At 60.9% G+C, this 24,217-nt stretch carries 22 protein-coding genes; 3 read left to right on the plus strand and 19 right to left on the minus strand.

All coding sequences use genetic code 11. The features are described from left to right. Positions 1-37: 37 nt before the first annotated feature. The 5 genes from fre to trxA form a co-directional block, all read right to left on the minus strand. A complete protein-coding gene (gene fre / locus BN1123_RS10255; protein WP_042026821.1) occupies positions 38-736 on the minus strand; it encodes an NAD(P)H-flavin reductase in 699 nt (232 codons plus the stop codon). A 161-nt stretch (positions 737-897) separates the two neighbouring features. Then, positions 898-2,364 carry a 4-hydroxy-3-polyprenylbenzoate decarboxylase gene (gene ubiD, locus BN1123_RS10260; RefSeq protein WP_026455763.1) on the minus strand — a complete coding sequence of 489 codons (1,467 nt, stop codon included), beginning with the start codon at positions 2,362-2,364 and terminating at the stop codon, positions 898-900. A 33-nt stretch (positions 2,365-2,397) separates the two neighbouring features. Next, a complete protein-coding gene (locus BN1123_RS10265; protein WP_042026822.1) occupies positions 2,398-3,399 on the minus strand; it encodes a hypothetical protein in 1,002 nt (333 codons plus the stop codon). 179 nt (positions 3,400-3,578) lie between these two features. After that, on the minus strand, positions 3,579-4,844 hold the full coding sequence (gene rho, locus BN1123_RS10270; protein ID WP_005342418.1) for a transcription termination factor Rho: 1,266 nt from the start codon (positions 4,842-4,844) through the stop codon (positions 3,579-3,581). 207 nt (positions 4,845-5,051) lie between these two features. Beyond that, complete coding sequence (gene trxA / locus BN1123_RS10275) at positions 5,052-5,378, minus strand: thioredoxin TrxA (protein WP_026455765.1); 327 nt, start codon at positions 5,376-5,378, stop codon at positions 5,052-5,054. Positions 5,379-5,491: 113 nt separating this feature from the next. Between trxA and rhlB the strand changes: the two genes are divergently transcribed. Genes rhlB through BN1123_RS10290 form a run of 3 tightly spaced genes read left to right on the plus strand, consistent with a single transcriptional unit; the run spans position 5,492 to position 8,566 of the window. Further along, on the plus strand, positions 5,492-6,781 hold the full coding sequence (gene rhlB, locus BN1123_RS10280; RefSeq protein WP_042026823.1) for an ATP-dependent RNA helicase RhlB: 1,290 nt from the start codon (positions 5,492-5,494) through the stop codon (positions 6,779-6,781). 13 nt (positions 6,782-6,794) lie between these two features. Continuing rightward, positions 6,795-8,285, plus strand: a complete 1,491-nt coding sequence (gene gppA / locus BN1123_RS10285) for a guanosine-5'-triphosphate,3'-diphosphate diphosphatase (protein ID WP_042026825.1) — start codon at positions 6,795-6,797, stop codon at positions 8,283-8,285. A gap of 26 nt (positions 8,286-8,311) precedes the next feature. Then, positions 8,312-8,566, plus strand: coding sequence for a Rho-binding antiterminator (locus tag BN1123_RS10290; protein WP_042026827.1), 255 nt, complete (start codon positions 8,312-8,314; stop codon positions 8,564-8,566). A gap of 94 nt (positions 8,567-8,660) precedes the next feature. Here BN1123_RS10290 and BN1123_RS10295 read toward each other — a convergent pair whose 3' ends face one another. From BN1123_RS10295 to codB, 14 genes are all read right to left on the minus strand, one after another. Next, entirely contained in the window at positions 8,661-9,422 is a 762-nt protein-coding gene (locus BN1123_RS10295) for a class I SAM-dependent methyltransferase (RefSeq protein WP_412149606.1), read from the minus strand. 54 nt (positions 9,423-9,476) lie between these two features. Continuing rightward, positions 9,477-12,029 carry a putative bifunctional diguanylate cyclase/phosphodiesterase gene (locus tag BN1123_RS10300; protein ID WP_042026829.1) on the minus strand — a complete coding sequence of 851 codons (2,553 nt, stop codon included), beginning with the start codon at positions 12,027-12,029 and terminating at the stop codon, positions 9,477-9,479. A 196-nt stretch (positions 12,030-12,225) separates the two neighbouring features. Beyond that, positions 12,226-14,268, minus strand: a complete 2,043-nt coding sequence (gene prlC / locus BN1123_RS10305) for an oligopeptidase A (RefSeq protein WP_042026830.1) — start codon at positions 14,266-14,268, stop codon at positions 12,226-12,228. Between the two features lie 223 nt (positions 14,269-14,491). After that, positions 14,492-15,511: a porphobilinogen synthase gene (gene hemB / locus BN1123_RS10315; RefSeq protein WP_042026834.1), complete on the minus strand. Its 1,020-nt coding sequence runs from the start codon at positions 15,509-15,511 to the stop codon at positions 14,492-14,494. A gap of 3 nt (positions 15,512-15,514) precedes the next feature. After that, positions 15,515-16,300: a TatD family hydrolase gene (locus tag BN1123_RS10320; protein WP_042026851.1), complete on the minus strand. Its 786-nt coding sequence runs from the start codon at positions 16,298-16,300 to the stop codon at positions 15,515-15,517. Positions 16,301-16,411: 111 nt separating this feature from the next. Beyond that, positions 16,412-17,167 (minus strand): twin-arginine translocase subunit TatC, encoded by a 756-nt coding sequence (gene tatC / locus BN1123_RS10325; RefSeq protein WP_042026836.1) that lies wholly within the window; start codon positions 17,165-17,167, stop codon positions 16,412-16,414. Beyond that, positions 17,164-17,631: a Sec-independent protein translocase protein TatB gene (gene tatB, locus BN1123_RS10330; protein WP_042026838.1), complete on the minus strand. Its 468-nt coding sequence runs from the start codon at positions 17,629-17,631 to the stop codon at positions 17,164-17,166. The genes tatC and tatB overlap by 4 nt, the downstream gene beginning before the upstream one ends. 3 nt (positions 17,632-17,634) lie before the next feature. After that, positions 17,635-17,886, minus strand: coding sequence for a Sec-independent protein translocase subunit TatA (tatA, locus tag BN1123_RS10335; RefSeq protein ID WP_026456307.1), 252 nt, complete (start codon positions 17,884-17,886; stop codon positions 17,635-17,637). Between the two features lie 41 nt (positions 17,887-17,927). Next, a complete protein-coding gene (gene ubiB / locus BN1123_RS10340; protein WP_042026840.1) occupies positions 17,928-19,568 on the minus strand; it encodes a ubiquinone biosynthesis regulatory protein kinase UbiB in 1,641 nt (546 codons plus the stop codon). After that, positions 19,568-20,176: a ubiquinone biosynthesis accessory factor UbiJ gene (locus tag BN1123_RS10345; RefSeq protein WP_042026842.1), complete on the minus strand. Its 609-nt coding sequence runs from the start codon at positions 20,174-20,176 to the stop codon at positions 19,568-19,570. The genes ubiB and BN1123_RS10345 overlap by 1 nt, the downstream gene beginning before the upstream one ends. An 8-nt stretch (positions 20,177-20,184) precedes the next feature. Next, entirely contained in the window at positions 20,185-20,937 is a 753-nt protein-coding gene (gene ubiE / locus BN1123_RS10350) for a bifunctional demethylmenaquinone methyltransferase/2-methoxy-6-polyprenyl-1,4-benzoquinol methylase UbiE (protein WP_042026843.1), read from the minus strand. A gap of 65 nt (positions 20,938-21,002) precedes the next feature. Continuing rightward, positions 21,003-21,380, minus strand: coding sequence for a fluoride efflux transporter CrcB (gene crcB / locus BN1123_RS10355; protein ID WP_026456303.1), 378 nt, complete (start codon positions 21,378-21,380; stop codon positions 21,003-21,005). 94 nt (positions 21,381-21,474) lie between these two features. Continuing rightward, positions 21,475-22,740 (minus strand): cytosine deaminase, encoded by a 1,266-nt coding sequence (locus BN1123_RS10360; RefSeq protein ID WP_042026844.1) that lies wholly within the window; start codon positions 22,738-22,740, stop codon positions 21,475-21,477. After that, positions 22,734-23,978, minus strand: coding sequence for a cytosine permease (codB, locus tag BN1123_RS10365; RefSeq protein ID WP_042026846.1), 1,245 nt, complete (start codon positions 23,976-23,978; stop codon positions 22,734-22,736). Before codB ends, BN1123_RS10360 begins: the two co-directional genes overlap by 7 nt. Positions 23,979-24,217: the final 239 nt, after the last annotated feature.

Here is a 24,217-nt window from a genome sequence, read left to right on the forward strand (position 1 = left end):
AGTGGCGGCAGTGAACTAACGGGGAAGGCCCCTGATATCAGATGAACTCGTAGGCATCGCCGAAGATGCGCTCCGGCTCGGCGCCGAGGATCTTGAACTCCTCTCGCGCGGCCCCCGCCATCTCGAAGCGACCGGCCACATAGATGTCGTAGTCGTGCAGGCTGACGAAGTCATCCATGATGGCCTTGTGCACCAGCCCGGTCTTGCCGGTCCAGTTGCTTTCCGGCTCCTGCACCACGGGGATGTAGGTGAGCGGCGCATAGTCGCGCTCCCACTGCTGCATCTGCTCCTGCTCGTAGAGCCAGTGTGCCTGACGCACGCCCCAGTAGAAGAACACAGGACGCTTGCTGCCGGTCGCGATCAGGTATTCCAGAATGGATTTGGCGTAGGAGAAACCGGTGCCGCCAACCATCAGGATCAGCGGACGGGGGGATTCGTCGCGCAGGAAGGCCTTGCCAGCCGGCAGTTCAACCTCGATCTCGCCCTGCTCGCGCATGCGGGCCAGCACCTGGCCGGCGTAGGCGTTCTCGGGGGTGGCACCGATCTGCAGCTCCAGCACGCCGGAACGGGTCGGCGAGTTGGCGATGGAGAAGGGACGCTTGTCCGAATCGCTCATCACCACCAGCAGATACTGGCCCGGCTTGAAACTGACCTCTTGCAGCGGCGTCAGGGCCACGTGCCAGATGGTGTCGACATATTCGCGCAGTTCCTCTACGCGGCACTTGATACGTTGCATTCTTGTCCTTGTAACGGGCTCGCTCGGCCCGTTTTCGCTCATTGATTCACTGTGAACGGGTGACCAGCGACCCGGTCTTGCCCGTCGAGAATACCCAATTCAGGCGAAATGGCATCTCTCTTTTGCGGCGCGGTGGCCGGTCAGGCCACCGCTCACTCTTCTCAAAGGATATTCAGCTCATCCCAGATGGCATCGATCTTCTGTTTCACCGCCTCGTCCTGGACGATGGGCTGACCCCACTCACGGTTGGTCTCGCCAGGCCACTTGTTGGTGGCGTCGAGCCCCATCTTGGAGCCGAGCCCGGAGACCGGCGAGGCGAAGTCCAGGTAGTCGATCGGCGTGTGCTCGATCAGGGTGGTGTCGCGGGCCGGGTCCATCCGGGTGGTGATGGCCCAGATCACGTCTTTCCAGTCGCGGGCGTTGACGTCGTCATCGCACACCACCACGAACTTGGTGTACATGAACTGGCGCAGGAAGGACCAGACCCCCAGCATCACCCGCTTGGCGTGGCCCGGGTAGCGCTTCTTGATGGTCACCACCGCCATCCGGTAGGAGCAGCCCTCCGGCGGCAGGTAGAAGTCGACGATCTCGGGGAACTGCTTCTGCAGCAGCGGCACGAACACCTCGTTGAGCGCCAGCCCCAGCACCGCCGGCTCATCGGGCGGACGGCCGGTGTAGGTGCTGTGATAGATGGCATCACGACGCTTGGTGATGTGGGTGATGGTGAACACGGGGAACTCGTCCACCTCGTTGTAGTAACCGGTGTGATCCCCGTACGGCCCTTCCGGTGCCATCTCGCCCGGCTCCAGATAACCCTCCAGCACGATCTCGGCACTGGCGGGTACCTCCAGATCGCAGCTGATGGCCTTGACCACCTCGGTACGGCTGCCCCGCAGCAGCCCCGCGAAGGCGTATTCGGAGAGGGTATCCGGCACCGGCGTCACGGCACCGAGTATGGTCGCCGGATCGGCACCGAGCGCCACCACCACGGGGAAACGCTCGCCCGGGTGGGCCTCCTGCCACTCGCGAAAATCGATGGCACCGCCGCGATGATCGAGCCAGCGCATGATCAGCTTGTTCTTGCCGATCTTCTGCTGGCGGTAAATGCCGAGGTTCTGGCGCTTCTTGTAGGGGCCGCGAGTGATGGTCAGACCCCAGGTCACCAGCGGGGCCACGTCACCCGGCCAGCAGTGCTGGATCGGGATCTGGTCCAGGTCGACCGCATCCCCCTCCAGCACCACCTGCTGGCAAGGGGCGGACGAGAGACGCTTGGTCGGCATGTTGAGCACCTGCTTGAAGATCGGCAGCTTCTCCATCAGCTCCTTGAGGCCGCGGGGCGGCTCGGGCTCCTTCAGGTAGGAGAGCCACACCCCGACCTGACGCAGGGCGCTCACATCCGGCTGTCCCATGCCCATGGCGACCCGATCCGGCGTACCGAACAGGTTGGTCAGCACCGGCATGGTGTGGCCTTTGGGGTTTTCGAACAGCAGGGCCGGGCCCCCCGCACGCAGGGTGCGATCGCTGATTTCGGTCATCTCCAGATAGGGATCTATCTCGCGCGTGATGCGCCTGAGTTGTCCGTTTTGTTCCAGCTGCGCGATAAAATCACGCAAGTCCTTGTATTTCATGCGGGTTCCCAACCGGATTCAGGGTGTGCTGCATTATAACCCTGGTGTCACACCGGGTGTACCCGAATCGGGTAACAGGCTCGGTGCAATGGGGGGCATGTCACGGCGTCCCAGGTGTTTCGCCAACGCCGAGAGCATCAGGGGTTCGTCCACCTCCAGCAACAGGGCAACCACCTGGGCGCCATACTGGCGATTGGTGAGCTCGGCCAGCAGATAGCTCCTCGCCTGCTCCGGCAAGGGGGAGAGGGTACCCAGCTGATGCAGGGCAGCGCCTTTCAGCTGAGGGTTGGCGCTGGCCTCGATCAGCAGCCTGCTCGCCACCACGCCCTGATGGAAACGGTTGATGGTGGGCAGCGCCGCCAGGGCATCCTGATCCACCGGCTGGCGCCACAATCTGGCATAGAGCCCGGGCTCCCCGGTGCGCTGCAACAGCTGCAACAACAGACGGTTGTCGGGCAGGTAGATGTTCTGGGAAGCCAGCTGACGCGCCTCCCGCAGCCAGACTGGCAACGGCAGTTGCTCGAAGGCCTGCAGCAGCGCCTGTTGCTGCTGGGCCAATTCGGGGTTGGCCCGGTAATAGATGGATTTGAACTGGAAGCGGCCGAGGGCCAGTTGCTGGCGATACTCTTCCTGCCAGGCCTGCTGCTGCCAGCGCGACAACAACAAGCGCGCCTGGGCGGCAAAATCATAGGCAGGCTGCTGCACCAGAAAACCGTTCTTCTCCTTTTCGACCAACCAGCCGGGCACTCTGGCCGACTGGGCTCGCACCCAGACCAACTGGTCCGCACTGGCGGGAGCCGATTGTTGCTGGAGGGTCGCCAGCAGCTTGCTCAGCAGGTACTCCCGTTGACCGAGGGCCAACGAATCCAGCAGCGCATCGATGGCTGCATACTGCTCCTGTTGCAAGCGATCCGTGAGATAGGTGAGATGCTCGGCCACCCCTTCGTCGGCCACCAGCACAGGAGCCGTGGCAGCGGTCAGCTGGGGCGGTGCGCCGGCCAGGGCTGCGAGCAACAAGATGATGCGGATTGTCATGACGTCTCCATCCTTGTGACATCGAAAATAGAGGGGCCATCTCTGACATATGGCCGGCATCCCTGCGCCCGGCCATACACACTCAACGCCTCAATGGCCTTCCATAGTACTCAGGCGAGCGGCCAATCCATAAACAAAAACCGCGACCTGGGCCGCGGTTTCGTCATTTCTTGACCGGATTACTTCTGCTGGCGCCGCATGGCGTCGAAGAACTCGTCGTTGGTCTTGGTCATCGCCAGCTTGTCGATGAGGAACTCGATGCCGTCAATCTCGCCCATCGGGTGGACGATCTTGCGCAGGATCCACATCTTCTGCAGCTCGTCGCCGGTGGTCAGCAGCTCTTCCTTGCGAGTACCGGAGCGGGTGATGTCGATGGCCGGGTAGACTCGCTTCTCGGCGATCTTGCGCGAGAGGTGCAGTTCCATGTTGCCGGTACCCTTGAACTCTTCGTAGATGACTTCATCCATCTTGGAGCCGGTATCGATCAGCGCGGTGGCGATGATGGTCAGGCTACCACCCTCTTCCACGTTACGGGCCGCACCGAAGAAGCGCTTCGGACGGTGCAGGGCGTTGGCATCCACACCACCGGTCAGTACCTTGCCGGATGACGGGATCACGGTGTTGTAGGCGCGTGCCAGACGGGTGATGGAGTCCAGCAGGATCACCACGTCCTTCTTGTGCTCGACCAGACGCTTGGCCTTCTCGATCACCATCTCGGCGACCTGGACGTGACGGGATGCCGGCTCGTCGAAGGTGGAGGCGATCACTTCACCCTTCACCATCCGCTGCATCTCGGTCACTTCTTCCGGACGTTCGTCGATCAGCAGGACGATCAGTTCACAATCCGGGTGGTTGTAGGCGATGCTCTGGGCGATGTTCTGCAGCAGCATGGTCTTACCGGCCTTGGGCGGAGCGACGATGAGGCCGCGCTGACCCTTACCGATGGGGGACGCCAGATCCAGCACGCGGGCGGTGATGTCTTCGGTCGAACCGTTGCCACGCTCCATGCGCAGACGCTCGTTGGCGTGCAGCGGGGTGAGGTTTTCAAACAGGATCTTGTTGCGGGAGTTTTCCGGACGGTCGTAGTTGACCTCGTTGACCTTGAGCAGTGCGAAATAGCGTTCGCCCTCTTTCGGTGGCCGGATCTTGCCGGAGATGGTGTCGCCGGTGCGCAGGTTGAAGCGGCGGATCTGGCTCGGGGAGACATAGATGTCATCAGGACCCGCCAGGTAGGAGCCGTCTGCACTGCGCAGGAAGCCAAAACCATCGGTCAGGATTTCCAGCACACCGTCGCCAAAGATATCTTCACCACCCTTGGCGTGCGCCTTGAGGATGGCAAAAATAATGTCTTTCTTGTGCGCCCGAGCCAGATTTTCCAACCCCATGGATTCGCCGAGCTTGACCAGCTCAGACACAGGAGTGTTCTTTAATTCAGTCAGATTCATAGTGGTGAAAGTCTGTAAGCAAGGATTGAAATGAGGAGACAGTCTGCTGGATTGATGCTGATCGGATTTGATTTGCCGGGCTGATGTGTGAGCAAAGAGTCAGGCAAAAAGGTTAGCAAACGAGCGATAAATTAGCACCAATCGGGGTGAGCGTCTAGGTGATAAAACACAAGGAGCGCATTATTGCAATGCGCTCCTCTTGGATTATTACAGGTTGCCGTCCAGGAACTCTTTCAGTTGAGTTTTGGACAGTGCACCGACCTTGGTCGCTGCCACTTCGCCATTCTTGAACAGCAAGAGGGTCGGAATACCACGAATGCCGTACTTGGGCGGAGTATCAGAATTATGGTCGATGTTCAGTTTGGCAACGGTCACGCGACCGGCGTACTCTTGGGCAACTTCTTCCAGGATCGGGGCAATCATTTTGCACGGACCACACCATTCGGCCCAGAAGTCTACCAGAACGGCACCATCGGCTTTGATTACATCTGCCTCGAAGCTGGCATCGCTCAGCTGAACAATCTTGTCACTCATCTCCAACTCCAGTCAGTAAATAAGACTTTATTGACATGTCAATAAAGGCAATAGTTGCCCTATTTGAAATGATCCTGTTTATTATTGCAAGCCTAACCTGATAACCTACCGCCATGAGCAAAACACACTTAACGACCGACAAATTCGCCCAAATGGGCCTCGAACCCGAAGTTCTGGCTGGTCTGGAAGCAAAGGGATTTCATTATTGTACGCCTATCCAGGCACTGTCTCTGCCACTGCTGGTAGAAGGTCATGATCTCGCTGGTCAGGCCCAGACAGGTACCGGCAAGACCATTGCCTTCCTGGCGGCGACATTCAACTATCTATTGACTCATCCACTGACCAAGCCCCGCCTGGTAAACCAACCCAGAGCCATCATCATGGCCCCCACCCGGGAGCTGGCAGTACAGATTTACAACGATGCCGACAGCATGGCTGCGAGCACCGGCCTGAAACTCGGCCTCGCCTACGGTGGCGAAGGATACGACAAGCAGCTGGCCGTGCTGGAGCAGGGCGTCGACATCCTGATCGGCACCACTGGCCGCATCATCGACTACTTCAAGTCCAAGGTGATCGATCTGAGCAACATTCAGGTCGTGGTGCTGGACGAAGCGGATCGCATGTTCGATCTCGGCTTCATCAAGGACATCCGTTTCCTGTTCCGCCGCATGCCGCCCGCCACCGAGCGTCTGAGCATGCTGTTCTCCGCCACCCTCTCCCTGCGCGTGCAGGAGCTGGCCTACGAGCACATGAACCATCCGGAGCACGTGCAGGTCGAGCCGGAGCAGATGACTGGCGTGCGGATCAAGGAGGAGCTGTTCTACCCCTCCAACGAAGACAAGATGTTGCTGCTGCTCTCCCTGATGGAAGAGGAGTGGCCGGAGAAAGCCATCGTCTTCGCCAACACCAAGCATGTCTGTGAAGACGTCCATGCCTGGCTGGAAAACGACGGCCACCGTGTCGGCCTGCTGACCGGTGACGTGCCGCAGAAGAAGCGGATGAAGATCCTGGAAGAGTTCACCAAGGGCTCCCTCGACATTCTGGTCGCCACCGACGTGGCCGCCCGTGGTCTGCACATCCCCGACGTGACCCACGTCTTCAACTACGACCTGCCCGACGACTGCGAGGACTATGTTCACCGCATCGGTCGTACCGGCCGTGCCGGCAAGAGCGGTCACTCCATCAGCCTGGCCTGTGAAGACTATGCCTTCAACCTGCCGGCCATCGAGGAGTACATCCACCACCCGATCCCGGTCAGCAAGTATGATCGCGAGGCGCTGCTGGATGACGTGACTCCGCCAAAGCGGGTGTTCCGCAATCGTCAGCCGGTGAACCGCAACATGCGGGATCGCCAGGGTGGTGGCAACAGCAACAATCGCCGTCGTCCGCCCCGCAAGAGCTGAAGGATCGGCCCAGTTGCACAACTCGCCTCTCTATGCGGCCATCGACCTCGGCTCCAACAGCTTTCACATGCTGGTGGTGCGCGAGGTCGCTGGCGCTCTGCGCACCGTCACCAAGGTCAAACGCAAGGTACGCCTCGCCGCCGGACTCGATGCCGAATTTCGTCTCAGTCGTGCCGCCATGGAGCGGGGCTGGGACTGTCTGCGCCTGTTCGCCGAACAGCTGCAAGACATTCCGGCCGACAACATCCGGGTAGTGGGTACCGCCACCCTGCGTCTGGCCACCAACGTCGATGAATTCCTTAGCGAAGCGGAACGGGTCCTCAACCACAACATCGAGATCATCTCGGGTGAGGAAGAGGCCAAGACCATCTATGAGGGGGTCTCCTGGACCTCGGCGGGGGAAGGCAACCGGCTGGTGATCGACATCGGCGGCGCCAGCACCGAGTTGGTGATCGGCGAGCACAGCGAGGCGAAACTGCTCAACAGCCTGCACATGGGCTGCGTCACCTGGCTCAACAACCACTTCGGTGACGGCGAGCTCTCCGAAACCCGCTTCAATCAGGCCATCGCTGCCGCCAAAACGGTGCTGGAGAGAGTGGCTGACGAATATCGCACTCTCGGCTGGCGTACCTGCGTCGGCGCCTCCGGCACGGTCCAGGCGCTGCAGGAGATCATGATGGCCCAGGGCAAGAGCGAACGGGTCACCCTGCCGAAATTGCAGGAACTGATGGCACAGGCCATCGCCTGCGGCCGGCTGGATCAACTGCAGTTGGAAGGGTTGGCGGCCGAACGGCTGACCGTGTTCCCCTCCGGCCTCGCCATCCTGATCGCCATCTTCGAAACCCTCGACATCGAGAGCATGACGCTGGCCGGCGGCGCCCTGCGCGAAGGCTTGATCTACGGCCTGCTCGGCAACAATCACGACTGTGACGCCCGGGATCGCACCGCAGACAGCCTGATCAATCGCTACCAGCTGGACAAGGAGCACGCCGAGCGGGTGCGCGATACCGCCATCGAGGCGTTCACCCAGCTGCAACCGGCCTGGCGCCTCTCCAAGCGCTATGGTCGGCCGATCCTGCGCTATGCGGCGCTGCTGCACGAGATCGGTCTGTGCATCGAGTATAAAAAGGCGCCGCAACACGCCGCCTACATCATCGACAACATCGACATGCCGGGCTTCACTCCTGCGCAGAAGAAGCTGTTGTCAGCCCTGCTGTTCAACCAGCGGGATGAGTTCAAGCTGGAACCGCTGGAGAAACAGGGCGCCGTGACGGCTCGCCAAGCAATCCGGCTGGCCCGCATCCTGCGCATCGCCCTGATCCTCTGCATGCGCCGCACCCAGGGTACTGTGCCCCACTTCACCCTTGAAGCCGAAGAGGATGCCCTGACCCTGACCCTGCCCAAGGGTTGGCTGGAAGAGCATTATCTGCGCGCCAGCGAGCTGCGCCTCGAGGTAGAGCGCCAGCAAAAGATGGGCTGGCCCACCCGCCTGCAGGAAGACTGATCTCCTCTCCCATCAAGGAGCAGACCATGACCGACTACCACCCCATCAGTTGCGACCTCTACGACTGGCTCGAGATCGCCGCCAGCTGGCAATTGCCGGTGACGCTGACCTGCCGGGACGGGCGTCAGTGGGCAGACAGGATCCGCACCATAGAGGCCAGGGAGGGTGTCGAGTACCTGTTGCTGGAGAGTGGGGAGCGACTCTGTCTGGCCGAGCTGGCCACCCTCGACCTGCTATGGCAGGGTGAGCAGAAACGGATCCGCTTCGCTCCCGGATCTTGATAGCCCCCAAACCTTGAGCGCCGGATAGCGGCCAACAAAAAGGAGGGTCAACCAGGTTGGCCCTCCTCTCTATTTGATTCACCCAGACAGTTGATCAAGCTGCTGTCATGGCTGCCAGCACATAGACATCGAAGCGGTTGCTCTTGGTCTCGATGGCCATGCTGGGCTTGTGTTCGTTGAGCCAGCCCGCGTAGTCTGGGCGCTTCACCACCACCCGCTTGTCGGCCATCTTGAGTGCCGCCGGCAGCAGTACATCGGCGTCGAGATCCGGCCCCACCAGCGACTGGAACACCCGCATCTCCTTTTTCACCAGCGCCGACTTCTGCTTGTGGGGGAACATGGGGTCGAGGTAGATCACCTCGGGCCGCTCCGTCAGCGCCAGCAGGGTATCCACGGCAGGCCCCTGCAACAACTGCATCCGTTCGCTCACCCAGGGGCCTATCTCGGGATCCTGCGCCGCCCGCGTCAAACCATCCTGCAGCAGGGCCGCGACGACCGAGCTGCGCTCTATCATGGTCACCCGGCAGCCGAGGGAAGCGAGCACGAAGGCATCGCGTCCCAGCCCGGCGGTAGCATCCACCACGGTCGGGGTCGCCCCCGCCTTGAGCCCCACCGCCTTGGCGATGGACTGGCCTCGGCCACCACCGAACTTGCGGCGATGGGCGACCGCCCCTTCGACGAAATCCACGTAGACGGCGCCCAGCTTGGGTTCATCCAGCTTGCGCAGCTCCAGCCGCTGTTCGGTCAGCACCAGCGCAAAGGGGGCCGGAAACTCCACGTCGGCGAGGCGCTGGCGCAGGGCATCGAGCTCGCCGTCGCGGGCGGGCACTTCACTGAAAACCTGGATATGGGGCATTGGGAACAGACTCATGACACGCACGGAAGCGGCCATGATAGCAGAAGCACCGGATCACCTCACGATGGAGAGGTTCATTCCTTGGCGGTTGAGATCGAGATAATCGGTCAGGTCATCGAACGTCAGCGGGCGGCTGAGCAGATAGCCCTGGGTGAAGGCACACCCCTTCTGGCAGAGGAAGTTGAGCTGCTCGCGGGTCTCCACTCCCTCGATCACCACCTGCATACCGAGGTTGTGCACTATGTTGATGATGCCGTCGAGCAGCATGCGATCCTGCTCGTTGAACGGGATGTGACGCACGAAGGAGCGATCTATCTTGACCAGATCCACCGGGAAGGTGCGCAGATAGTTGAGCGCCGAATAGCCGGTCCCGAAATCATCGATGGCCAGCTTGCACCCCGCCTCGCGCAGCGCCTCGATCCGGATCCTGTGCTGGTCACTGCTCTCCATCAGCAGGGATTCGGTGATTTCGATGACGATGTCGGCAGGATTGAGCCCGAAGTGATGGATCACCTTGAGCCATTCGCTCGCCTCCGGATCTATGGTCTGGAACTCCATGGTGGAACGATTGATCGACATCTGCAGCTCCGGAAAACCGGATTGCTGCAGGCGCGCCAGATCCCGGCACGACTGCCACAGCACCAGAGCCCCCAGGCTCTGGATCAGGCCAGCCTCTTCCGCCAGCGGGATGAATTCAGCGGGAGAGACCTGCCCCCAGTGCGGGTGATACCAGCGCACCAGAGCCTCCAGCTTGGCCACTCGTCCACTGCGGTTGTCCCAGATGGGCTGGTAGGCCATGGTCAGCTGCTCCTGCTTGATGGCCTCCGCCAGATCCTGTTGCATCTGGTGGCGCTGGCGCACCTCTTCGCGCATTGAAGCGCAGTAGGTGCCGATCAGCCGCCCCTGCCGCTTGGCGGCAAACAGGGCCTGCTCCGCATTGCGCAGCAGCTCGTCACTCTCACCGCCATCGCTGGGGCAGAGGGTCATGCCGATGGTGGCCGTCACATAGAGGTGCTGGTTGGCCAGCATGAAGGGGCGGGCAAAGCTGCCGATCACCTGCTTGGCAAACACCTCAGCCTGGCGGCGGATAACGATGCCGGGCACCAGAAAGGCAAACTCGTCGCCACCGATACGCGCCACCAGATCCTCGGTGCGCACCCGGCTCACCAGGCGATCCGACACCTCACGCAGCAGGGCGTCACCGGCATGGTGATCCATGCTGTTGTTGACCGCCTTGAAGTTGTTGAGATCCAGCACCATCAGGGCGAAACGCTCACCCCGCTCGCAGAAGCGAGCGAGACAGCGGCCAAACAGCCAGCGGTTAGGCAGGCTGGTAAGGTTGTCGTAGTTGGCCTGGGTCGCGATCTTCTGCTCGGCCAGCTTGGTCTGGGAAAGATCGCTGAAAATAGCGATATATTGCTGGATTTTGCCCTCTTCCCTCAGGGTGCTGATCATCAGCTGCTGGGGATAGAGCTTGCCGTTTTTGCGCTTGTTCCACACCTCGCCACGCCAGACGCCGGCCCGCTCCAGTGCGTGGTACATATCGGCATAGAAGGCCTGGTCGTGCAGCCCGGACTTGAGCATGCTGGGGCGCTGACCACACACCTCCTCGCTGCTGTAGCCGGTGATCTGCTCGAACGCCGGGTTGACCGAGATGATGCGGCTGTCGGCATCGCACACCAGGATCGCCTCGGAGAGGTTGTCATAGACCCGGTGGGAGAGCTTGAGCTGCTCGGCATGGCGGCGCAGGGGATCGATATTCTCCAGCAGCACCATCAGGTAGTCCGGCTGCTGCTCTGCATCGCGGATCAGGGTAACGGTCACCCGTCCCCACAGGATCTCCCCCCCCTTGCAGCGATAGCGCTTCTCCTGGGTGAAGCTGTTGCGCTCGCCACGGTAGATCTGCTCGTAATGCTCGGTGCTGCGCAGCCAGTCCTCCGGGTGATTGATGTCGGAGATGGAGTACTGGAGCAGCTCATCAATGGGGTACCCCAGCATCTGTTCGATGGCCGGGTTGACCCAGAGAATGCGGCCGCCGAGATCCAGCTTGCCGATCCCGACCGGCGCCTGGCTCAGCATGTTCTGCAGCTCGTGGGGTGTCTCGGGAAACAGGGTTGGAGACGGCCTTTGTGGCAGCATCAGTGCCAGTTCACGGCCCGCCAGCGGCCCCAGCAGCCTGAGCAGCCCCATCACCTTGGCCATGTTGTCCTGGGGGTGACGATAGAGGAGGCTGCAGAGGCCTATGGTCTGTCCCTCGGCATTTTTGAGCGCAATGCCGGCATAAGCCTGTGCCTGCCACTCCTGTGCCAGCGGGGTATGGGGAAACAGTTGCAGCAAACGGTCGCTGAACCAGGCCTCACCCTCCTGCCAGGTGATGGCTTCCGGGGTGGCGGTCAGCGGCAAATCCAGAGAGGCGGGATCGAGCGAAGCCGGGTAGGCGGCATGTCCCCTAAGTTGGCCAGAGGAGGCCTCCCAACTGGCGATCAGGACGACATCGGCCATCAGGGCCGAGGCGATTTCACTCACGAAGGTATCAAAATATTCCCGACCACTCGAATGAGCCAGACTGGAGATGATTTGATAGACAGAATCGAGTGCTCGCCTCATGGCAAGTGGCATTGCCCCCTTGAAAGTTTAGAGACGACTCTACTTTAAGAGGCGCCGAAAGTGCAAATATGCAGTCAGCAAGATATTAAAAAGCATTGAGAAAAGGGACCATCAGGTCCCTTTTTATCTCAAAAATCACGCGGCGATCTCACTATGCCGCAAAAGTGTATCTGCTTGAAGCTCGCACCTGCGGGTGTCACGCGGCAATCCCGCTATGGCGCAGCAGGGCATCCACTCTGGGCTCGCGGCCACGGAAGGCCTTGAACAGCTCCATGGGCTCTTTTGAACCGCCTTTCTCCAGAATATGTCTGAGGAAAGACTGGCCGGTGACCGGGTTGAAAATCCCCTCCTCCTCGAAACGGGAGAAGGCATCGGCGGAGAGCACCTCGGCCCACTTGTAGCTGTAGTAACCCGCCGCATAACCGCCCGCGAAGATGTGGGAGAAGCTGTGCTGGAAGCGGTTGAACGCCGGCGGCGTCATCACGGCAACCTGGCTGCGTACTTCGTCCAGCAGGGCCGGGATCTGATCCGGTTTGGCCGGGTCAAACTCCTGATGCAGACGGAAGTCGAACAGGGCGAATTCCAGCTGGCGCAGCATCTGCATGGCCGCCTGGAAGTTGCGGGCCGCCATCATCTTCTCCAGCAGATCGGCAGGCAGTGGCTCGCCGGTCTCGTAGTGGCCGGAGATAAAGGCCAGCGCCTCGGACTCCCAGCACCAGTTCTCCAGGAACTGGCTCGGCAACTCCACCGCATCCCAGGCCACGCCGTTGATGCCGGCCACCCCGGCCACATCGACCCGGGTCAGCATGTGGTGAATACCGTGGCCAAACTCGTGGAACAGGGTGACCACTTCGTTGTGGGTGAACAGGGCCGGTTTGCCATCCACCGGGCCGTTGAAGTTGCAGGTCAGGTAAGCCACCGGTTTTTGCAACGAACCATCGCGACGGTAGCGGCGACCCAGGCAGACATCCATCCAGGCTCCGCCCTGCTTGTGCTCGCGTGCATAGAGGTCGAGGTAGAAGCTGCCACGCAGCTCGTCATCGGCGTCGAAGATGTCATAGAAGCGCACATCCGGATGCCAGGTATCGATACCGAGGCGCTCGCGCACCTTCATGCCGAATACCCGTTTCACCACCTCAAACAACCCCTTCACCACCTTGCTGGCCGGGAAGTAGGGGCGCAGTTGCTCATCGGAGATGGAGAACTTGTGCTGCTTGAGCTTCTCGGCGTAGTAGGCGAGATCCCAGGCGGCCAGTTCGCTCTGGCCGTGCTGCTCGGCGGCGAAGGCTCGGATCTCCTCCAGCTCAGCCTTGCCCTGTGGCAGGGAGCGCCGGGCCAGATCGGTGAGGAAGTTCACCACCTGCTCCGTCTTGTCCGCCATCTTGGTAGCCAGGGAGAGCTCGGCGTAGTTGGCAAATCCCAGCAGCTGGGCCAGCTCACGGCGCAGGGCGAGCAGCTCGGTCATGATGGCAGAGTTGTCCCACTTGCCGGCATTCGGACCCTGATCCGAGGCGCGGGTGGTGAAGGCCTCGTACATCTCGGTGCGCAACTCGCGGTTGTCGGCATACATCATCACCGGCAGGTAGGAGGGGATATCCAGGGTGAACAGCCACCCCTCCTTGCCCTTGAGCTCGGCCATCTGACGGGCGGCCGCCAGCACGCTCTCCGGCAGACCGGCCAGCTCGGCCTCGTCAGCCACCAGCTTGTGCCAGCCCTGGGTCGCATCCAGCACGTTGTTGCTGAAGCGGGAGGCCAGCTCGGAGAGGCGGGCCTGGATTTCGCCGTAGCGCTGCTGCGCCTCGGCGGGCAGTCCGATACCGGACAGGCGGAAGTCGCGCAGGGTGTTCTGGATCTCCTTGCGCTGGGCATCGTCCAGACGCGGGAAGTCGTCGCTCTCGGCCAGCTCGCGATAGGCCTGATAGAGCCCTTCGTGCTGACCGACATAGGTCTGGAATTCGGAGAGCAGCGGCAGGCAGGCGTCGTGAGCCGCGCGCAGCGCTTCGCTGTTGAGTACCGAGTTGAGGTGGCTGACCGGCGACCAGATCCGCGCCAGACGGTCATTGACCTCTTCCAGCGGGGCGATCAGGCTGTCCCAGGTACGGGGCTCCTGTTTGGCCAGCACATCGGCGATCTTCTGTTTGCAGTCGGCAATCGCCTGCGTCACCGCAGGTTGCACCTGTTCGGGCTGGATCTGGCTGAAAGGGGGCAGCGAGTCCATTGTCAGCAAAGGGTTAGTCATCCGGCGATACCTCTAAATTCTCTACAGCCCCTGCCGTCCAGAAGCTTGCTTGGACTACCTAAGATGTAGGCAGAAACCCCATTAATCAAGCCTTTGCCGCCGAGAGCGAGGCCAGTTGCCCACTTTTGGCCAAAACATGTACACAAAACGACCAGATTGGCCGCCAGAGACAACAATGCCGGCTCCAGGGCCGGCATTGTCTGCACTGAAAGATATTGAGCCATCAGGCCCGGGCATCTTCCTGCAGCCACTGCGCCACCCGTTTGGCGAAGTAGGTGAGGATGCCGTCGGCCCCGGCGCGCTTGAAGCAGAGCAGGGACTCCAGGATGCACTCCTTCTCCTTGAGCCAGCCATTCTGGATCGCCGCCATGTGCATGGCGTATTCACCGCTCACCTGATAGGCGAAGGTCGGCACGCCGAACTGATCCTTCACCTGGCGCACCACGTCCAGATAGGGCATCCCCGGCTTGACCATCACCATGTCTGCCCCTTCCTGCAGATCCAGCGCCACCTCATGCAGGGCCTCGTTGCCGTTGGCCGGGTCCATCTGGTAGGTGGCCTTGTTGCTCTTGCCAAGGTTGCCGGCGGAACCGACTGCATCGCGGAACGGGCCGTAGTAGTGGGAGGCGTACTTGGCGGAGTAGGCCATGATCTGGGTGTTGATGAAGCCGTTCTCTTCCAGCGCGGCGCGGATGGCACCGATACGGCCATCCATCATGTCGGACGGCGCGACGATATCCACCCCGGCGGCAGCATGGGAGAGCGCCTGCTTGATCAGGATCTCGGTGGTGATGTCGTTCAGCACATAGCCTTCGTCATCAATGATGCCGTCCTGACCGTGGGTGGTGAAGGGATCGAGCGCCACATCGGTGATGACCCCCAACTCCGGGAAGCGGGCCTTGAGGGCACGCACGGTGCGCTGGGCCAGGCCATTCGGGTTGTAGGCCTCTTCCGCCATCAGGCTCTTGCTCTCCAGCGGAGTCACCGGGAACAGCGCGATGGCTGGCACCCCGAGCTCCACCAGCTCGGCCGCTTCCTCCAGCAGCAGATCGATGGAGAGACGCTCCACCCCCGGCATGGAGGGCACGGTCTCACGGCGCTTCTCCCCCTCCAGCACGAACACGGGGTAGATGAGATCGTTGGCGGTCAGTACGTTCTCGCGCACCAGACGACGGCTGAAATCATGTTTGCGCACCCGGCGCAGGCGGCGGCCCGGAAAGGCGCCCGGAAGAGTTGTAGCCATGAATCACTCCAAAAGAGGAAGTTGGAAAAATGCGGCGGAGGTGGCCCGGGTATGGGCCAGCAAGGCCTCGGGCGCTTCACCACGGCAGGCCGCCACCACCTGGGCGATGTGCGGCAAAAAAGCGGGTTCATTGCGTTTCGGTCTGGGTTTCAAATCCCGCGGCACCAGATAGGGGGCGTCAGTCTCTATCATCAGGCGGCCAGCCGGAATGCGGGCCACCTGCTCACGCAGCAGCTGGCCGCGGCGCTCGTCGCAGAGCCAACCGGTCACCCCGATATGCAGCCCCAGCGCCAGGCACTCGTCCAGCTCCTCGTCGGAGCCGGTGAAGCAGTGCAGCACGGCCCCGGGCAAGCGGGGCAGCCAGGGACGCAGGATCTCGATGAAACGGGTGTGGGCATCGCGGCAGTGCAGGAACACCGGCATCCCGAGTTCGGCGGCCAGCGCCAGCTGGGCGTCAAATACCGCGTCTTGCACCGGACGGGGGGAGAAATCCCGGTTGTAGTCGAGGCCGCACTCGCCGATGGCGACCACCTGTGGCAGGGCCGCCAGCTCGCGCAGGGCGGGCAGTGTCAGTTCATCGACACTTTTGGCATCGTGGGGATGCACCCCGGCGGTAGAGAAGCAGTAACCGGGCCATTGGGCAGCCAGTTCGGCGCTTTCCCGGCTGCCGGCCAGATCAGTGCCGGTCAGGATCAGCGCTTCCACGCCGGCGGCGCGGGCACGGGCCACCAGTTCTGGCTGTTCACCGGCAAACTGGCTGCTGGTGAGGTTGAGACCAATATCGATCATGATGCGAGACATTCCGGGTAAAGAGGCGGCATATCAGGTATTTGAAAACCATCTACTCGATGGGACATCACCATACGCCTCGAACGGGAGCATGAAAAGAGGAAGGGAGCCTCAGCTCCCCTCCTCGGTCTGTTCCTGCTGTTCTTCATCCTCTTTCTTCACATAGAAACGGGCGAAGAAGAGGCCCAGTTCCCACAGCGCCCACATGGGGATCGCCAGCAGAGTCTGGGAGAACACATCGGGCGGTGTCAGCAGCATGCCGACCACGAACACCCCGACGACGACGTAGGGGCGCTTCTCCTTCAGGCTCTTGGGCGTGGTCACGCCGGTCCAGCACAGCAGTATGGTGGCCACCGGAATTTCGAACGCCACCCCGAACGCGAAGAACAGGGTCAGTACGAAGTCCAGATAGCTGGCAATGTCGGTCGCCACCGTCACCCCGGTAGGGGCGGTACTGGTGAAGAAACCGAACACCAGCGGGAACACCACGTAGTAGGCAAACGCCATCCCCGCATAGAACAACACGGCACTGGAGGCAACCAGCGGCATGATGAGTCGCCGCTCGTGCTGGTACAGACCGGGGGCGATGAAGGCCCAGGCCTGATAGAGCAGATAGGGGATGGCTACGAAGAAGGAGACCACCAGGGTCAGCTTGATCGGCGTGATGAAGGGGGTCGCCACATCCGTCGCTATCATGCTGGTGCCCTCCGGCAACTGGCTGAGCAGCGGCTGGGCGATGAAATCGTAGATGTCGTTGGAGAAGTAGATCAGCGCGACAAACACCAGCAGGATGGCAGCAACGGAACGCAGCAGGCGCGTTCTCAGCTCCACTAGATGGCTGATGAGGGGTTGCTCGGCCTGGGTCATGGCTTCACCTCCTCTTTGTCTTTGCCGGCCTGCTCGCTGGCGGCCGGAGCCTGCTCGCTGGCGGCCGGAGCCTGCTGCTGGCTATCGACCGGCGGCACCGCCGCAGCGGTTGCAGGGGCGGGCTCGACGGAAGCAGCCGGGTCAGCCTGGGTCGGCCGGATCTCGTTTTCCACCTGATAGGGCCGGTTTACGGACTGGGCCGCCGACTTGAGCTGTTCGATGGACTCTTGCAGCTCTGGGCTCAGATTGCTCATCTGCAGCTTCTCGGCCTTTTTCAGGTCATTGTGCAGCTCTTGCAACTTGAGCTCCTGCTCCAGCTCGGACTTCACCGAATTGGCGGTCGAACGAATGAGCCGGATCCAGTGGGTGGCGGTACGGATGGCAACCGGCAGCCGCTCGGGCCCCAGCACCAACAGCGCCACCACGCCGATGACGATCAGCTCCCAAAAACCGATATCGAACATGGCTTAGGCCTGATCTTTATCTTTCTGCTTGGCGGGCTCGCTGCTCTGGGCAGCCGTTTCGTTCAGCTGTTTCGGGGGAAAATCGGCATCTTTCTGCTCGGGTTTGGCGTCGGCCGGCTCATCGGAGAGCGCCTTCTTGAAGCCCTTGACCGCCGCACCCAGGTCACCACCGATCCCGCGCAGTTTCTTGGTCCCGAACAGCAGCACGACGATGACAGCGATGATCAACAATTGCCAAATACTGATACCACCCATGATATTTCTCCAGTCTTGGCGCCATTCGGCGCACTTTTTGTTTAATGGGAGCGGGCGCGCAGCCAGCCGAACAACCAGCATAACCCGGCGCCGGCGAGACTGATTTGTCCCCACTCAATATGTTGTTTTTGGGTCAGCAAGAATACACCCGCCAATAGCAGGCTGGCTCCCACCCCTAAGAGGTAGCGAGCCTGCCCCTGCCGCCGGCTGTGGCGGCGGAACTCGGCAAACATCTGGTCGAAATGCAGCTGCTGATGACGAGTCTGGCGCAGGGTCTCGTAGACCAGCTCCGGCAACTCGGGCAGCTTCTCGGCCCAGAAGGGCGCCTTCTCGCGAATCGCATTCAATACCGCCTTCGGCCCCACCTGCTGGTGCATCCAGTTTTCCAGATAGGGTTTGGCGGTCTGCCACAGATCCAGCTGGGGATAGAGCTGACGACCCAACCCTTCCACATAGAGCAGAGTCTTCTGCAGCAGCACCAGCTGCGGCTGCACCGTCATGTGGAAACGGCGCGCCGTGTTGAACAGGTTGAGCAGCACGTGACCGAACGAGATCTCGGACAGCGGCTTCTCGAAGATGGGCTCCAGCACGGTGCGGATGGCGAATTCGAACTCGTCCACCTTGGTATCGGCCGGTACCCAGCCGGACTCCACGTGCAGCTCGGCCACCCGGCGATAGTCGCGGTTGAAGAAGGCAAGGAAGTTCTCCGCCAGGTAGCGCTTGTCTTCCCGATTCAGGGTCCCGACGATGCCGCAGTCGATGCCGATCCAGAGCGGATTCTCCGGGTGATCAAAGGAGACGAAGATATTGCCCGGGTGCATGTCGGCGTGGAAGAAGCTGTCGCGGAACACCTGGGTGAAGAAGACCTCCACCCCGCGCTCGGCCAGCAGCTTCATGTTGGTGCCGTTGGCCTCCAGCGCCGCGATGTCGGACACCGCAATGCCGTAGATGCGCTCCATCACCAATACCTGCTCGCGGCAGTGATCGGTGAACACCTCGGGCACATAGAGCGCCTCGGAGCCGGTGAAGTTGCGGCGCAGCTGGATGGCATTGGCCGCCTCGCGCATCAGGTTGAGCTCGTCGAGAATGGTCTTGCGATACTCCTCCACCACCTCGATGGGACGCAGCCGTGCGCTCTGGGGCACGAAGCGGGCCACCAGACGGGCCAGCGCCTGCATCAGGCGCAGGTCGGCCTCGATGACGTGTTCGATGTCGGGGCGGATCACCTTGATGACGATCTCGCGGCCATTCTCCTTCAGCCGTGCGGTATGCACCTGAGCGATGGAGGCAGACGCCAGCGGCGTCTCGTCGAAGTCGTCGAACAGAGTCTCGATAGGGCAGCCCAGGCTGCGCTCGATCTGCTGACGGGCGGCCTGGCCGCAGAAGGGGGGCACCCTGTCCTGCAGCAACGCCAGCTCTTCGGCGATATCCGGCGGCAACAGATCGCGCCGGGTCGAGAGCATCTGGCCGAACTTGATGAAGATGGGACCGAGCGCCTCGAAGGCAAGCCGGATGCGGGCACCACGGCTGAGATCGGGTTGCTTGTTCTTCAGCCAGAACAGGCTGCGCCGGGCCAGACGACCGGGCCAGGGTTGATAGCGGGCGGGCACCAGTTCGTCGATGCCCTGCTCCAGCAGTATGGTGACGATGCGATAGAGGCGTTTGAACTCCTTCGGGGTCATCAGGTCACCTGCTGTTCGAAACGGGCCAGGCGCAGTTCAATGGCCTTGAGTTGCTGGGCCAGCACTTCGACATCGTCGTTGAAGCTCGCCACTTCCAGCGGACCCGGCGCGAGGCGGATCTCTTCGGTCAGATATTCTGCCAGCTGACGCTGGGAGCGGCACAGCTCACGGCCCACCAGGCTCCTGGCCTGACGAGCACCCCGCAGCAGGGTGTGAGCCATCACGTCACCGGTATAGCGGGAGAGTTCCTCTTCCCAGTCGATGTCGAGCTCCCCCAGCAGCACGCTGAACGCCTGAACCAGTTGGGGATCGCCGCTCAGATCCAGCTTCTCCTCGCGGATGTAGCGGGTCAGGGCGGACGGATCTTTCAACAGACCGAGCGCCGTCAGCGACAGGCTGAGGACCGCATCAGCCTCCCCTTCGTAGCGGGCCAGCACGTCCAGCCGACGATCGGAGAAGACAAACCAGAGCGGCTTGAGTTCACGCAGCTCCAGCTTGAGCACCTTGCCGGTCAGCTTGCGCAGCTGCTCCGGGCTCTGTTTGTCCAGTTCCAGCAGCCGGTTGAGGCTGGTTTCGATCACCGCGGTGACCATGGCATCCATCGGCATAGGCAACCTTAAAACTTGTAACCGCGGTGCAGGGCAACGACGCCCTGAGTCAGGTTGTAGAACTCGACCTGCTCGAAGCCGGCCTCTTCCATCATGCCGGCCAGAGTCTGCTGGTCCGGGTGCATGCGGATGGACTCCGCCAGATACTTGTAGCTTTCGCTGTCGTTCGCGACGATTTCGCCCATTTTCGGCAGCAATTTGAAGGAGTAGAGATCGTACATCTTGGCGATCACCTCGCTGACCGGCTTGGAGAATTCCAATACCAGCAGGCGTCCGCCCGGCTTCAGTACCCGGAACATGGAGGCCAGCGCCTTGTCCTTGTTGGTCACGTTGCGCAGGCCGAAACCTATGGTGATGACGTCGAAGTGATTGTCCGGGAAGGGCAGCGCCTCAGCGTTGGCCTGCACGTAGGAGACGTTGTTTGCCACTCCCAGGTTGCGCAGCTTGTCGCGGCCCACCTTGAGCATGGAATCGTTGATATCCGCCAGCACCACCTGGCCAGTCTCGCCGACGATGCGGGAGAACTTGGCGGTCAAATCGCCGGTGCCCCCGGCCAGATCCAGCACCTTCTGGCCCTTGCGAACCCCGGAGCAGTCGATGGTGAAGCGCTTCCACAGGCGGTGGATGCCGAACGACATCAGATCGTTCATCAGATCATACTTGGCCGCCACCGAATGGAAGACGCCTGCCACCAGAGTTTCTTTCTCGGTTGCAGCCACGGTTTTAAAGCCAAAATGCGTTGTCGTTGCTTGTTCTGACATCCTCTAAACACCCATAGAGCAAAGAATGGTCGCCAGTTTACCAGAGCCAATGGCGTGCGGACACCTTAAACCCGGCTCGCCACCAACTGCATGCCCAGCACCACCATGGCCAGACAGAGGCTCAGGTTGAGCACTATGTTGAGCAGTGCCTTGAGATAGGCGCCATGCTGAGCCAGCACCACGGTATCGAGTGCGAAGGAGGAGAAGGTCGTCAGGGCTCCCAGGATCCCGACCATCAATAGCGGTTTCATCGGATGCTCGACGACATGACTATGGCTGATGAGGGCATAGGCCACCCCCATGATGAAGGAGCCGATCACGTTGACCAGCAGGGTGCCGTAGGGAAAATGGCGCCCCAGCAACAGGGCCATCAATTCGGCAATCCCAAAACGAAGGGAGGCACCGATGGCCCCCCCCGCAGCAACATATAACCAGGTTTGCATGGCGTTACTCCTTCAGGCTCAGGCCGACATTATGCGCAATGCCGACCATTGTGCCCAGAGGGGGAACTAATCGCCCAACCGGTTGATTGAAAACTTATCGCCGAAAATCAACCGGTTCCGGCTGACCGAGCAGGATTTCCGTCTGCGCTGGCCGGGTCTGGGCGATCACCTTGCCGTGGCGAATGGAGTAACGCACTGGCACCTGGCGGCGCACCGCATCGAAGCCATTTTCTGCGGGCAGGATCAGCAGGTTGGCAGGCTTGCCCACCTCGATGCCGTAGCGATCCTGTACATTCAGGGTGCGGGCGCTGTGGCTGCCAATCAGCTTCAGCCCCTCGTTGATCTGCTCATAACCCATGATCTGGCAGACATGCAGCCCCATGTGCAGCACCTGCAACATGTTGGCCGTGCCCATGGGGTACCAGGGATCGAACACATCATCGTGGCCGAAGCAGACGTTGATGTTCGCCTCCAGCATCTCCTTCACCCGGGTGATGCCACGGCGCTTGGGATAGGTATCAAACCGCCCCTGCAGGTGGATGTTCACCAAGGGGTTGGCGACAAAGTTGATACCCGCCATCTTGAGCAGCCGGAACAGGCGGGAAGCATAAGCGCCATTATAGGAGTGCATCGCCGTGGTATGGCTGGCGGTCACTCGATGGCCAATGCCGCGCTCGTAGGCCAGGGTCGCCAGGGTCTCGATGAAGCGGGACTGTTCGTCGTCGATCTCGTCACAGTGCACATCCACCAGAACCTGATACTTCTCGGCCAGATCGAAGATGTAATGCAGACTTTCGACGCCATATTCCCGGGTAAACTCGAAATGGGGAATGGCACCGATCACGTCAGCCCCGAGCTTGAGCGCCTCCTCCAGCAAGGCCTTGCCATTGGGGTAGGAGAGGATCCCCTCCTGGGGGAAGGCAACGATCTGCAGCTCGACCCACTCCTTCATCTCCTCTCGCACTTCCAGCATCGCCTTCAGGGCGACCAGGTTGGGATCGGAGACATCGACGTGAGTACGGACAAACTGGATGCCATTGGCGATCTGCCACTTCAGCGTCTGGATTGCGCGTTGTTTTACATCCTCATGGGTCAGCAGCGCCTTGCGCTCGGCCCAGCGCTCGATCCCCTCGAACAGGGTGCCGGAAAGGTTCCAGCTTGGCTCACCGGCGGTCTGGGTTGTGTCGAGGTGAATATGGGGCTCGATGAAGGGAGCGATAGCCAGCCCCCCCTCCCCGTCCAGCACATGGCCTGCCACCGCATGTTCATCATGGGGCTCGATAGCGGTGATGACGCCATCCTGGCAACGGATCTGCCAAAAACCTTCCCGGTCGACGAGGCGAATATGTTGAATCAGCATTTGTCTGCTTCCTGTACCAGAATCGGTCGCGGCGTGAGCCGAACCAGAATGAAATAGGTGAAGGCGGCGCCCAGCACCGCGTTGAGGGGCACTATGCCCGGCAGCCACTTGCCGACGGCTACTCCGACGACGGTGGCAACCAGCGCCTGCCAGCGAATGGCTTCGAATTGCTGGTCGGCAAATTGACGATAACGTTCACGATTGAGCAGGAAATCCATGATGATGATGCCACCGATGGGCGGGATCGCCGTACTCAGAAAAGCCAGCCAACCGACGAAGTTGTTGTATAGCCAGAGCGCACAGGCAGTACCGACCAGGCCATTGATCACGCTGAGCGGCTTGCTCTTGAGACCCGTGATGTTGGCAAAACCGAGGCCGGAAGCATAGAGGGCATTGTCGTTGGTGGTCCAGATATTGAGGCCAAGCACCAGGATGGCGGGGATCAGCAGCCCCTGCATCAGCATCACTTCAGAGATATCGGCTTGACCGGTCACAGCCGCGCCGGCAGCCCCAAAGACGAACATCAATGTGTTGCCCAAAAAAAACGCCACCATGGTAATCATGACGGCGCCCCAGGGTTTGCGACCAAAGCGGACAAAATCAGCGGTCAGGGTTCCTGCACTGATAAAGGAACCGACCACCATGGTCAGCGCCGTGGTGAACTCGATGGGATTGGATGGCTGAACTTGCTGCAGGGCTTCCATACCACCGGCGGAAGTGACAGCCAGCCAGACGGAGTAACCACCGAGCAACGCGATGGCCGGTACGGCGACAAAGCTCAGCACCATCAAGGCAGAAATACCGAAGTAGACGGTGACCGTCATCAAGATGCCCGAGATGGCGATCAACCAGTTCACGTCGATCCCCGTGGCCTTCTGTACCGGTAGGGCAAACATCGCCACCCCGACACCAAACCAACCAACCTGGGTACCGCCCAACAGCAGCGAAGGCAGCCAAGAGCCTTTGACGCCGAAGGAGTAACGCGCCAACAGATGAGTAGAAAGGCCGGTCGAGGCACCGATATAGCCCAGACAGGCGGTATAGACCCCCAGCAGCAAATTGCCCAGCAGCACGGCCTTGATGAAGTCGTCAAACACCAGACCGGTACCCAGCGCCCCACCGGTCCACATGCTGGCAGAGAAGAAGGTCAGACCCAGCATCACTAGCATCAGCGACAGCACACCCTTGCGCCCCTTGGCAGGAACGGCTCCCAAACAATATTCATTATCCTGCGCCATGCTTTCTCTCCACGTAATAGGCAAAACGCGGCGGATTCTACATGTAAAACGTTTCCCGTCAATCAACAACGGACAATTATCTGGATGAAACCATCAATAACAGCCAAATAAACAGCAGAAATGAGGATGCCCGAGATCAGGCAGGAGTTGAAGGGTAACAAGATCACAGTAAAATTTAGAACGAAAAAAAGCCTCCCTTTTCAGGGAGGCTTTCTATTTAATGGTGCTGATACCCAGAA

This window comes from Aeromonas enteropelogenes (assembly GCF_000819845.1).
GTDB classification, from domain to species: domain Bacteria; phylum Pseudomonadota; class Gammaproteobacteria; order Enterobacterales; family Aeromonadaceae; genus Aeromonas; species Aeromonas enteropelogenes.

Excerpts from the sequence above, each read along its gene's own strand:
- prlC (WP_042026830.1), bottom strand. The coding sequence starts at position 14,268 with ATGACTAACCCTTTGCTGACAATGGACTCGCTGCCCCCTTTCAGCCAG.
- codB (WP_042026846.1), bottom strand. The coding sequence starts at position 23,978 with ATGGCGCAGGATAATGAATATTGTTTGGGAGCCGTTCCTGCCAAGGGG.
- fre (WP_042026821.1), bottom strand. The coding sequence starts at position 736 with ATGCAACGTATCAAGTGCCGCGTAGAGGAACTGCGCGAATATGTCGAC.
- BN1123_RS10290 (WP_042026827.1), top strand. The coding sequence starts at position 8,312 with ATGACCGACTACCACCCCATCAGTTGCGACCTCTACGACTGGCTCGAG.
- BN1123_RS10300 (WP_042026829.1), bottom strand. The coding sequence starts at position 12,029 with ATGAGGCGAGCACTCGATTCTGTCTATCAAATCATCTCCAGTCTGGCT.
- ubiB (WP_042026840.1), bottom strand. The coding sequence starts at position 19,568 with ATGACCCCGAAGGAGTTCAAACGCCTCTATCGCATCGTCACCATACTG.
- crcB (WP_026456303.1), bottom strand. The coding sequence starts at position 21,380 with ATGCAAACCTGGTTATATGTTGCTGCGGGGGGGGCCATCGGTGCCTCC.
- trxA (WP_026455765.1), bottom strand. The coding sequence starts at position 5,378 with ATGAGTGACAAGATTGTTCAGCTGAGCGATGCCAGCTTCGAGGCAGAT.
- rho (WP_005342418.1), bottom strand. The coding sequence starts at position 4,844 with ATGAATCTGACTGAATTAAAGAACACTCCTGTGTCTGAGCTGGTCAAG.
- BN1123_RS10295 (WP_412149606.1), bottom strand. The coding sequence starts at position 9,422 with ATGCCCCATATCCAGGTTTTCAGTGAAGTGCCCGCCCGCGACGGCGAG.
- BN1123_RS10345 (WP_042026842.1), bottom strand. The coding sequence starts at position 20,176 with ATGCCGATGGATGCCATGGTCACCGCGGTGATCGAAACCAGCCTCAAC.
- BN1123_RS10265 (WP_042026822.1), bottom strand. The coding sequence starts at position 3,399 with ATGACAATCCGCATCATCTTGTTGCTCGCAGCCCTGGCCGGCGCACCG.
- ubiE (WP_042026843.1), bottom strand. The coding sequence starts at position 20,937 with ATGTCAGAACAAGCAACGACAACGCATTTTGGCTTTAAAACCGTGGCT.
- tatB (WP_042026838.1), bottom strand. The coding sequence starts at position 17,631 with ATGTTCGATATCGGTTTTTGGGAGCTGATCGTCATCGGCGTGGTGGCG.
- tatC (WP_042026836.1), bottom strand. The coding sequence starts at position 17,167 with ATGACCCAGGCCGAGCAACCCCTCATCAGCCATCTAGTGGAGCTGAGA.
- hemB (WP_042026834.1), bottom strand. The coding sequence starts at position 15,511 with ATGGCTACAACTCTTCCGGGCGCCTTTCCGGGCCGCCGCCTGCGCCGG.
- BN1123_RS10360 (WP_042026844.1), bottom strand. The coding sequence starts at position 22,740 with ATGCTGATTCAACATATTCGCCTCGTCGACCGGGAAGGTTTTTGGCAG.
- BN1123_RS10320 (WP_042026851.1), bottom strand. The coding sequence starts at position 16,300 with ATGATCGATATTGGTCTCAACCTCACCAGCAGCCAGTTTGCCGGTGAA.
- tatA (WP_026456307.1), bottom strand. The coding sequence starts at position 17,886 with ATGGGTGGTATCAGTATTTGGCAATTGTTGATCATCGCTGTCATCGTC.
- ubiD (WP_026455763.1), bottom strand. The coding sequence starts at position 2,364 with ATGAAATACAAGGACTTGCGTGATTTTATCGCGCAGCTGGAACAAAAC.
- rhlB (WP_042026823.1), top strand. The coding sequence starts at position 5,492 with ATGAGCAAAACACACTTAACGACCGACAAATTCGCCCAAATGGGCCTC.